This is a genomic window from Pseudomonas sp. GW822-FHT02E03 (assembly GCF_058802325.1).
In genome coordinates, this window is the sequence record NZ_JBXAOA010000052.1 from 24592 (window position 1) to 35010 (window position 10419).

Annotated in this window: 10 protein-coding genes; 9 read left to right on the forward strand and 1 reads right to left on the reverse strand. The window is 57.4% G+C overall.

Annotation, left to right across the window (positions count from 1 at the left end; all coding sequences use genetic code 11):
• Positions 1-105: 105 nt before the first annotated feature.
• The 3 genes from mrcB to AC1RQB_RS25100 are packed head-to-tail and all read left to right on the forward strand — an operon-like array spanning position 106 to position 3510.
• Positions 106-2424 carry a penicillin-binding protein 1B gene (gene mrcB / locus AC1RQB_RS25090; protein ID WP_207267402.1) on the forward strand — a complete coding sequence of 773 codons (2319 nt, stop codon included), beginning with the start codon at positions 106-108 and terminating at the stop codon, positions 2422-2424.
• 16 nt (positions 2425-2440) lie between these two features.
• On the forward strand, positions 2441-3175 hold the full coding sequence (locus tag AC1RQB_RS25095; protein WP_008068536.1) for a tetratricopeptide repeat protein: 735 nt from the start codon (positions 2441-2443) through the stop codon (positions 3173-3175).
• Entirely contained in the window at positions 3175-3510 is a 336-nt protein-coding gene (locus AC1RQB_RS25100; protein WP_063342519.1) for a YqcC family protein, read from the forward strand. The genes AC1RQB_RS25095 and AC1RQB_RS25100 overlap by 1 nt, the downstream gene beginning before the upstream one ends.
• Before the next feature lie 20 nt (positions 3511-3530).
• On the opposite strand, the gene AC1RQB_RS25105 is transcribed toward AC1RQB_RS25100, so the two are convergent.
• A complete protein-coding gene (locus tag AC1RQB_RS25105) occupies positions 3531-3953 on the reverse strand; it encodes a DUF4124 domain-containing protein (RefSeq protein ID WP_063342520.1) in 423 nt (140 codons plus the stop codon).
• A 400-nt stretch (positions 3954-4353) separates the two neighbouring features.
• Here AC1RQB_RS25105 and AC1RQB_RS25110 point away from each other — a divergent pair, with 400 nt between their 5' ends.
• The 6 genes from AC1RQB_RS25110 to msrQ all read left to right on the forward strand — a co-directional run bounded on the left by AC1RQB_RS25110 (position 4354) and on the right by msrQ (position 10337).
• On the forward strand, positions 4354-6078 hold the full coding sequence (locus tag AC1RQB_RS25110; protein WP_063343920.1) for an acetolactate synthase 3 large subunit: 1725 nt from the start codon (positions 4354-4356) through the stop codon (positions 6076-6078).
• A 2-nt stretch (positions 6079-6080) separates the two neighbouring features.
• The gene (ilvN, locus tag AC1RQB_RS25115) at positions 6081-6572 is read left to right on the forward strand and encodes an acetolactate synthase small subunit (RefSeq protein ID WP_003176102.1); all 492 of its coding nucleotides are present in this window, start codon (positions 6081-6083) and stop codon (positions 6570-6572) included.
• 47 nt (positions 6573-6619) lie between these two features.
• Complete coding sequence (gene ilvC / locus AC1RQB_RS25120; protein WP_003185459.1) at positions 6620-7636, forward strand: ketol-acid reductoisomerase; 1017 nt, start codon at positions 6620-6622, stop codon at positions 7634-7636.
• Positions 7637-7782: 146 nt separating this feature from the next.
• Positions 7783-8640: a CDP-diacylglycerol--serine O-phosphatidyltransferase gene (pssA, locus tag AC1RQB_RS25125; protein WP_008006914.1), complete on the forward strand. Its 858-nt coding sequence runs from the start codon at positions 7783-7785 to the stop codon at positions 8638-8640.
• A gap of 63 nt (positions 8641-8703) precedes the next feature.
• Entirely contained in the window at positions 8704-9717 is a 1014-nt protein-coding gene (gene msrP, locus AC1RQB_RS25130) for a protein-methionine-sulfoxide reductase catalytic subunit MsrP (protein ID WP_063342521.1), read from the forward strand.
• Positions 9717-10337: a protein-methionine-sulfoxide reductase heme-binding subunit MsrQ gene (msrQ, locus tag AC1RQB_RS25135; RefSeq protein WP_063342522.1), complete on the forward strand. Its 621-nt coding sequence runs from the start codon at positions 9717-9719 to the stop codon at positions 10335-10337. Before msrP ends, msrQ begins: the two co-directional genes overlap by 1 nt.
• Positions 10338-10419: the final 82 nt, after the last annotated feature.

Genomic DNA, 10419 nt, shown 5'->3' on the forward strand with positions numbered 1-10419 from the left:
GAGTCTGGGAAAAATTCAAGGCCGCCATTATGGCCGCAAGTCTGCCCGACGCAAACCTCAGCGGGCTTCTGTTGAGGATGAATAAAGTGCGTATAATCCGCCGCCATGACTCGTACTCGATCCCCCCGCACCCCCAAAAAACCACCTTCCAAGGGCATGCGCCCCTGGCTGGGCTGGGCCCTTAAACTCAGCCTGGTCGGCCTTGTGGTGCTTGCCGGGTTCGCGGTTTACCTCGACGCAGTAGTCCAGGAGAAGTTCTCCGGCAAGCGCTGGACCATCCCGGCCAAGGTGTACGCGCGCCCGCTTGAGCTGTTCACTGGCCAAAAGCTGAGCAAGGAAGACTTCCTCACCGAACTCGATGCCTTGGGCTACCGACGCGAAGCCGTCAGCAACGGCCCTGGCGCGGCGGCGGTCAATGGCAATACCATCGACCTGAATACCCGAGGCTTCCAGTTCTATGAAGGCATGGAGACAGCTCAGCCTGTGCGCGTGCGCTTCTCCGGCGATTACGTGGCCGAGCTCTCGGCGACCAACGGTTCGAAGCTCTCTGTGGTGCGCCTGGAACCGCTGCTGATTGGCGGGATTTACCCGAAAAACCTTGAAGACCGCATCCTGATCAAAATCGATCAGGTTCCGCCGTATCTGCTCGAAACCCTGATTGCCGTAGAAGACCGGGATTTCTACAGTCACTGGGGCGTGTCGCCGAAGTCGATTGTCCGAGCGATATACGTCAACACCTCGGGCGGCAAAATGACCCAGGGCGGCAGTACGCTGACGCAACAGTTGGTCAAGAACTTCTACCTCACCAGCGAACGCAGCCTGACCCGTAAGCTCACCGAAGCCATGATGGCGTTGTTGCTTGAGCTGCATTACGACAAGCGCGAAATTCTTGAGGCTTACCTCAATGAAGTGTTCGTCGGCCAGGATGGTCAGCGCGCGGTGCACGGTTTCGGCCTGGCCAGTCAGTTCTTCTTCGGGCAGCCATTGTCTGAGCTGAAACTGCATCAAGTTGCTTTGTTGGTGGGCATGGTCAAGGGGCCGTCCTATTACAACCCGCGTCGCAACCCTGAGCGGGCGCTGGAGCGGCGCAATCTGGTGCTCGATGTTCTGGGGGAACAAGGCGTTGCCACCGCCGAACAGGTTGAGGCGGCGAAGAAAATGCCACTGGGTGTGACCACTCGCGGCAAGTTGGCTGACAGCTCGTTCCCGGGCTTCCTCGACCTGGTTAAACGTCAGTTGCGCGAAGACTACCGCGACGAAGACTTGACCGAAGAAGGGTTGCGGATTTTCACCAGTTTCGACCCGATCCTGCAGATGAAAGCCGAGGCCTCGGTCAACGACACGTTCAAGCGTCTGGCCGGGCGCAAGGGTTCCGATGAGGTTGAGGCGGCCATGGTCGTGACCAACCCGGAAACCGGAGAAGTCCAGGCGATGATCGGCAGCCGTCAGGCGGGTTTTGCCGGTTTCAACCGGGCGCTGGATGCAGTGCGACCGATCGGCTCGTTGATCAAACCGGCGGTTTATCTGACAGCCCTCGAGAAGCCGAGCCAGTACACGCTGACCAGTTGGCTGTCGGACGAATCCTTTTCGGTCAAAGGTGCGGACGGTCAGGTCTGGAAACCGCAGAACTATGATCGCCGTTCCCACGGTACGGTGTTCCTTTATCAAGGGCTGGCGCATTCCTACAACCTGTCGACCGCACGTCTCGGCTTGGCGGTGGGCGTACCGAATGTCTTGAAGACCCTGGCACGTCTGGGGGTGAGCCGCGAGTTCCCGGCGTTCCCGTCGATGTTGCTGGGGGCCGGTGGCTTGACCCCGATCGAAGTGGCGACCATGTACCAGACACTGGCCAACGGCGGATTCAATACGCCGATGCGCGGGATTCGCAGCGTGCTGACTGCCGAGGGTGAGCCGCTCAAGCGTTACCCATTCCAGATTCAGCAGCAGTTCGATCCGGCGTCCATTTACCTGGTTCAGAGCGCCATGCAACGGGTCATGCGTGAAGGTACGGGCAGTTCGGTTTACAACGTGTTACCAAAAACCCTGACCCTGGCCGGCAAAACCGGTACCAGTAACGATTCGCGGGACAGCTGGTTCGCCGGTTTCAGTCAGGATCTGCTGGCGGTGGTCTGGCTGGGGCGCGATGATAACGGTAAGACGCCGTTCACCGGTGCCACCGGTGCGCTGCAGGTCTGGACCAGTTTCATGCGCAAAACCGATCCGCTGCCGCTGGACATGCCGCAGCCGGACAACATTGTTCAGGCCTGGGTCGATTCGCGCACCGGACAAGGTTCTGAAGGCAGCTGCCCAGGCGCAGTGCAGATGCCGTATATTCGCGGCAGCGAACCGCCTCCCGGTCCCGCTTGCGGTGGTGAAAACCCTGCTGAATCGGTGATGGATTGGGTCAAGGGCTGGATGAATTAAGCAAAGAGGGTTTCAAGTGAACAAGTGGTTGATTCCAGCAGTGACCGCCGTGGCTTTGCTCAGCGGCTGCTCCACCGTACAGCGTGGTTCGATCCCGGTTGTGGATTCCGGCACCGCCGTCTCCAACAGCGAGCGGATTTCGGCGAATGGCGGTTTCCGGCAGTCGACGGTAAAACGTCCTGCGCAAGCCCAGACTCAGGCGATCCCGCAAGGTGACACTGGCGTTGTTGTGATGGTGCCGGGTGGTGGCGCTGTTTCCTCGGCCCCGATCAGCACTTCGCCGATTACCCCAGGCCCGATCACTCCGGGGCCGATCGATACCTCGCCGGTTCAGTCGGCACCGATCAATCAGGGCAGCTACAGCATGCCATCGACGCCGAGCGGGATTCCTTCGGCGAGCTCCGGCGGCCTGTCTGCCGATGAGCAACTGGACGGTCCGGTCCTGGCGTTGTTGACCACTGCCCAGCAGCAACAGGCCAGCGGCGACCTTAATGGTGCGTCTTCCAGTCTCGAACGCGCCCAGCGTGTAGCGCCGCGTGAGCCGCAAGTGCTTTATCGCCTGGCCCAGGTGCGTATGGCCCAAGGCGATGCGGCACAGGCCGAGCAATTCGCTCGTCGTGGTTTGACGTTCGCCAGTGGTCGTCCGGCCCTTCAGGCCAGCCTGTGGGAATTGATCGCCCAGGCTCGTGAGAAGCAGGGTGACTCCGCCGGTGCAGCGTTGGCTCGTCAGAAGGCCAAGGTCTCGCTGTGATGGATGCACGCTTCCCGAAGATTGCCGAGCAGTTGCTGTTGATCGAACGCGAACTGCGTGTCCAGGGCTGGTGGGACGAAGTTCCGCCATCTCCTGAAGCGCTATCCAGTGTCGAGCCATTTTCGGTGGATACGCTGGATTTCGAGCAATGGCTGCAATGGATCTTCCTGCCAAGAATGAAGTCGATCCTGGAGCAAGACCTGCCATTACCCAACGCGTCGGGAATCCAGGAGATGGCCGAAATGGTCTTCGCCGCCCGCAACGTCCAGGGCAAGGATCGGCAGCTTCAGGTCTTGCTCAAAGAGTTCGACCTGTTGATCACCGCCTCTCGCTAACTCCAATCCGTTGTAGGCGCCTACATACAGTTTTTCGCGATCTGTTTCTGTGCTTCGGTGATGCGCTCCTGACGTTGTTGGTCGGTCAGGCGGCGCATCTCACCTTCGACATCCTCCCGTAGTCGCGGATTATTCTGCAGTTGAGCCAGGTTGGTTCGGGCCTGTTCGCAGAATGCTTTTAGCTGGGCTTGCTGCTCGGCAACCTGCTTTTTCACTTTGTTGTCGATAGCCCGTTGATCGCCTATGACGTTGCTGCGCGGCGGCACGCTCGGTTTGCCGACGGGCGGGGCGGGCGTCACCACGAGGGTGGGCTCCTGGCCTGGGGGCGGTTGCGCATCGAAATGGGTAACGCCCTGGGCATCGACCCATTTATAGATCTGACCCGCCATGCACAAAGGGCTCAGGCTGATCAGCAAGCCGGCGGTGAAGAAGAACGTTCGCATGCCATTTCCTTGTCATGGGTGCGCAATCGAAGCTAACACAGTTGCGGTTTAAAGGTTTTTTCTTGCGTTCTCATGCGCTTAGTTCGAATAAAGCACATTGACGGCTTGACTTGCGATGGGCGAAACAGAAGAATCCAAAGTCCGCTGTAGAGGGACTGCCAGAAGCAGACCCACTCGGTAGATCATGAGGCGCACATCCGCGCCGACCTGTTACACCCGCAACGCGTTACCTCGCGCTGGGTGGGAAAGGCCCGCAACACTTGGGACGATCCCAATACTTGCTCAGTCAGTGCTGACGTAGTCGGCGACCACCGTCGCTCATGCTCTGCCGAGAAGTAAACCTATTAAGACCCGTCCTCTTGTATGTGGGCGGTATTCTGGCGTTTTAGAGGTGAACAACGTGGAGCTTTTATCTGGCGGTGAGATGCTCGTCCGCTTTTTGCGTGACGAAGGCGTCAAATATATCTACGGGTACCCGGGTGGTGCTCTTCTTCATGTCTATGATGCCCTGTTCAAAGAACCGGAAGTGACCCACATCCTGGTTCGTCACGAGCAGGCTGCGACCCATATGGCTGACGGCTATGCCCGTGCCACCGGTAAAGCCGGTGTGGTACTGGTAACCTCCGGCCCGGGCGCAACCAACGCCATCACCGGTATTGCCACGGCCTACATGGACTCCATTCCGATGGTGATCATTTCCGGCCAGGTGCCTAGCACCATGGTAGGCACCGATGCATTCCAGGAAACCGACATGATCGGTATCTCCCGGCCGATCGTGAAGCACAGCTTCATGATCAAGCATGCGTCGGAAATCCCGGAAGTCATGAAGAAAGCGTTCTACCTGGCGCAATCCGGTCGTCCTGGTCCGGTCGTTGTCGATATCCCGAAAGACATGACCAACCCGGCCGAGAAGTTCGAATACATCTTCCCGAAAAAAGCCAAGCTGCGTTCCTACAGCCCGGCCGTTCGCGGTCACTCCGGGCAAATCCGCAAGGCAGCCGAAATGCTCCTGGCGGCCAAGCGTCCTGTGCTTTATTCAGGCGGCGGCGTGATTCTCGGTGGTGGCTCCGCGCCGCTGACCGAACTGGCGAAGATGCTCAACCTGCCAGTGACCAATACCCTGATGGGCCTGGGTGCCTACCCTGGCACCGACCGTCAGTTCATTGGCATGCTCGGCATGCACGGCAGCTACACCGCCAACCTGGCGATGCACCATGCCGATGTCATCCTTGCAGTCGGCGCGCGCTTCGACGATCGCGTGATCAACGGCCCGGCCAAGTTCTGTCCGAATGCCAAGATCATTCACATCGACATCGACCCGGCTTCGATCTCCAAGACTATCAAGGCAGACGTGCCTATCGTCGGTCCGGTCGAAAGTGTCCTGACCGAAATGGTCGCGATCCTCAAGGAAATCGGCGAGACCCCGAACAAGGAGTCCGTTGCCAGCTGGTGGAAGCAAGTTGATGAGTGGCGCGGTGACCGCGGCCTGTTCCCTTATGACAAGGGCGACGGCAGCGTGATCAAGCCGCAGACCGTGATCGAAACCCTGTGCGAAGTGACCAAGGGCGACGCCTTTGTGACCTCCGACGTGGGTCAGCACCAAATGTTCGCTGCGCAGTACTACACGTTCAACAAGCCAAACCGCTGGATCAACTCCGGTGGCCTGGGCACCATGGGCTTCGGTTTGCCGGCGGCCATGGGCATCAAGTTGAGCTTCCCGGATGACGACGTCGCCTGCGTAACGGGCGAGGGCAGCATCCAGATGAACATTCAGGAACTGTCGACCTGCCTGCAATACGGTTTGCCGGTGAAGATCGTCATTCTGAATAACGGTGTACTGGGTATGGTTCGCCAGTGGCAGGACATGAGTTATGGCAGCCGCCACTCGCACTCCTACATGGAATCGTTGCCTGACTTCGTCAAGCTGGCCGAGGCCTATGGCCATGTTGGCGTGCGCATCACCGAATCGAAAGATTTGAAGTCGAAGATGGAAGAGGCGTTCGCCATGAAAGATCGCCTGGTGGTTATCGATATTTCGGTCGACACCAGCGAGCACGTCTACCCGATGCAGATCAAAGACGGCTCCATGCGCGATATGTGGCTGAGCAAGACGGAGCGTACTTAATCATGCGGCACATTATTTCCTTGCTTCTGGAAAACGAACCGGGCGCTCTGTCTCGTGTAGTCGGCCTGTTCTCGCAGCGCAACTACAACATCGAAAGCCTGACAGTGGCACCCACCGAAGACCCGACTCTGTCGCGTCTGACGCTGACCACTGTCGGCCATGATGAAGTCATCGAGCAGATCACCAAGAACCTGAACAAGCTGATCGAAGTGGTAAAACTGGTCGACCTGTCGGAGAGTGCTCACATCGAGCGCGAACTGATGCTGGTCAAGGTCAAGGCCACCGGCGCCCAGCGCGCCGAGATCAAGCGCACCACCGATATTTATCGCGGGCAGATCGTTGATGTCAGCGCTAGCGTGTATACCGTTCAATTGACCGGTACCAGCGACAAGCTCGACAGCTTCATTCAATCGATCGGGACTGCCTCGATTCTGGAAACCGTACGCAGTGGCGTCACCGGGATTGCCCGCGGCGACAAAGTACTGAGCATTTAAACCAAATTAGCGAATGGCCTGAAGGGCCAGATATAAAGGGGAAATTCATGAAAGTTTTCTACGATAAAGACTGCGACCTGTCGATCATCCAGGGCAAGAAAGTTGCCATCATCGGTTACGGTTCCCAGGGTCACGCTCAAGCGTGCAACCTGAAAGACTCCGGCGTTGACGTTACTGTCGGTCTGCGTAAAGGTTCGGCTACTGTTGCCAAAGCTGAAGCCCATGGCCTGAAAGTGACTGACGTTGCTTCCGCCGTAGCGGCTGCCGACCTGGTCATGATCCTGACCCCGGACGAGTTCCAGTCTGCCCTGTACAAGAACGAAATCGAGCCGAACATCAAGAAAGGCGCCACCCTGGCCTTCTCCCACGGTTTCGCGATTCACTACAACCAGGTTGTGCCACGTGCTGACCTCGACGTGATCATGATCGCGCCGAAAGCTCCGGGCCACACCGTGCGTTCCGAGTTCGTCAAAGGCGGCGGTATCCCTGACCTGATCGCTATCTACCAGGATGCTTCGGGCAACGCCAAAAACGTTGCACTGTCCTACGCTGCTGGCGTTGGTGGTGGTCGTACCGGCATCATCGAAACCACCTTCAAGGACGAGACCGAAACCGACCTGTTCGGCGAACAAGCCGTTCTGTGCGGCGGTACCGTTGAACTGGTAAAAGCCGGTTTCGAAACCCTGGTTGAAGCTGGCTATGCGCCGGAAATGGCCTACTTTGAATGCCTGCACGAACTGAAGCTGATCGTTGACCTCATGTACGAAGGCGGTATCGCCAACATGAACTACTCGATCTCCAACAACGCTGAGTACGGCGAGTACGTGACCGGTCCGGAAGTGATCAACGCCGAATCCCGTCAGGCCATGCGCAACGCCCTGAAACGTATTCAGGACGGCGAATACGCCAAGATGTTCATCAGCGAAGGCGCCACCGGCTATCCTTCGATGACCGCCAAGCGTCGTAACAACGCCGCTCACGGTATCGAAATCATCGGTGAGCAACTGCGTTCCATGATGCCTTGGATCGGTGCCAACAAGATCGTCGACAAAGCCAAGAACTAAGTCCCGAGCTTGTACGGAAAACGCGGCCTAGGCCGCGTTTTTTCGTTTGGATCCGCCGGTTCTGGTATAAAGCTGCATTGTTTGTGGCCGAACCGTCGTCCCAGACACCTGTCGAAACTTTCCACCCCGTTGCAAGGTAAATGTCCATGAGCGAACGTCCCGAAGAGCCAAAGCAGGCTTCTGACGCCGAAAGCCTTCTGCCCATCGATGAACACATCGAAGAAGGGCATGACGCTGAAGGTCGTAAAGTCCGGCATCGTGGTATCTATCTTCTGCCGAATCTGTTCACCACTGCGAACCTCTTTGCAGGGTTTTATTCCATCATCAACTCGATGAGCGCCCAGAGTGCCTTGAGTGCCGGTGATGCCATCGGCGCGAGCAAATACTTTGCGTTTGCCGCGATCGCGATTTTCGTCGCCATGGTACTCGACGGCCTCGACGGTCGCGTTGCCCGTATGACCAATACCCAAAGCGCTTTCGGTGCCGAGTACGACTCGCTGTCGGACATGGTTGCCTTTGGTGTGGCGCCGGCATTGCTGGCATTCGGCTGGGCCTTGGGTGACATGGGCAAGGTCGGCTGGATGGTTGCCTTCATCTATGTAGCAGGGGCGGCGTTACGCCTGGCGCGTTTCAACACTCAAGTCGGCACCGCAGACAAACGTTACTTCATCGGCCTGGCCAGTCCGGCCGCCGCCGGTGTGGTCGCGGGCATTGTCTGGGCATTCAGCGATTACGGCATTCAGGGTTCCAAGATGTCGTTCCTGGTTGCACTGATGGTTGCCGCCGCTGGGATGCTGATGGTCAGTAACATCAAGTACAACAGCTTCAAGGAGCTGGACTTGAAAGGGCGTGTTCCCTTTGTCGCGATCCTCGCAGTGGTATTGGTATTCGCCGTTGTGTTCAGTGATCCGCCGCGTATCCTGCTGCTGGTTTTCCTTGCCTATGCGGCTTCCGGGCCGGTGCAGTACCTGCTGCGCCTTCGTCGGCACAAAAAAGCCGAGTGATGTAATTTCCCTCATACTCCGCAGTCTATGGGTGCATCTGTCCTCCAAAGCTGCGGAGTTGTCATGCTGATCAAAGTCCCCAAAGCGTCTGACTGTCATGAGTCAGACGTCACGCCTGAATCCCTCTACCTTTCTCGCCGCAGTGTATTAGGTGCCACCGTCGCCGGTTTGGCTGTGAGCAGTCTGCCGCGTTGGGCGAGTGCCGACGATGTTGCGCGTTATGCTGATGTCGAGCCTGGCAAGGCGCCCTCATGGTTTGCCGAAAAGCTTCCTTCTACCAAATGGGGGGCGGTCAACGTCAAAGACGAGGCGATCACACCTTTCAAGGATGCGACCCACTACAACAACTTCTATGAGTTCGGTACCGATAAAGGTGATCCCGCGGCCAACGCCGGTACGCTGAAAACCCAACCGTGGAGCGTGGTGGTGGACGGGGAGGTCGGTAAGCCGGGGCGGTATGCGCTGGAAGACTTCATGAAGCCTTATCAACTGGAAGAGCGTATCTATCGTCTTCGCTGTGTGGAGGCCTGGTCGATGGTCATTCCGTGGATCGGTTTTCCTGTTTCGGCTTTGCTCAAGGAAGTCGAGCCGACGTCCAGAGCCAAGTTCATTCGCTTCGAAACCTTGCAGGATCCCAAGAGTATGCCCGGGCAGCGTTCCGGCTTTGCCTTGATCGACTGGCCTTATGTAGAAGGGCTGCGTCTGGATGAGGCGATGAATCCGTTGGCGATTCTTGCTGTGGGCATGTATGGGCGTGAGTTACCGAATCAGAACGGTGCGCCGCTGCGACTGGTGGTGCCCTGGAAGTACGGCTTCAAGAGCATCAAATCCATCGTGCGGATCAGCCTGGTCAGCGAGCAGCCGAAAACTACCTGGCAGAGTATCGCCTCCGATGAATATGGTTTTTATGCGAACGTGAACCCGACAGTCGATCACCCGCGCTGGACCCAGGCACGGGAAAGGCGTTTGCCGAGCGGTCTGTTCAAGCCCAATGTGCGGGACACGCAAATGTTCAATGGTTACTCGGATGAAGTTGCTTCTCTATATACAGGGCTCGATTTGCGGAAGAATTACTGATGCGATATCCGTTTTGGCGTATTGGCGTCTTCATCACTGCAGCGATTTGGCCAGTGCTTTGGTTGTATCAGGCTTGGGCGGATGTGCTGGGGCCAGATCCGGGCAAAGTACTGGTTGATCGATTGGGGCAGGGGGCGCTTGTGCTGCTGCTCATTACATTAAGCATCACGCCTTTGCAGAAGCTCACCGGTTGGCCCGGATGGATAGCGGTTCGACGACAGTTGGGTTTGTGGTGCTTCGCTTATGTTGTTCTGCATTTGAGCGGTTACACAGCGTTCATTCTTGGCTTTGATTGGTCGCAGTTGGGTATCGAGTTGCGCAAGCGGCCGTACATTATTGTCGGGGCCCTGGGGTTTCTCTGTTTGTTGGTATTGGCGGTTACCTCCAATCGCTACAGTCAGCGGCGTTTGGGTTCTCGCTGGAAGAAGTTGCATCGGTTGGTCTATGTGGTTCTCGGACTCGGATTGCTGCATATGTTGTGGATCGTTCGTGCCGATCTGAAGGAGTGGGCTATCTATGCATCTATAGGTGCGTTGTTGTTGGTGCTGAGATTGCCGCCTGTAATCCGCCGGATTCCACGTTTAACAGCTAAAAAGCCCCCTTCTGCAAGAAAAGCGTAATTAGAGGTTGACGGCAGATTCTGGACGTCTATAATTCGCCCCACTTCCGGCGCAGTCGAAACGGAAAACTCCTTGGTAAACA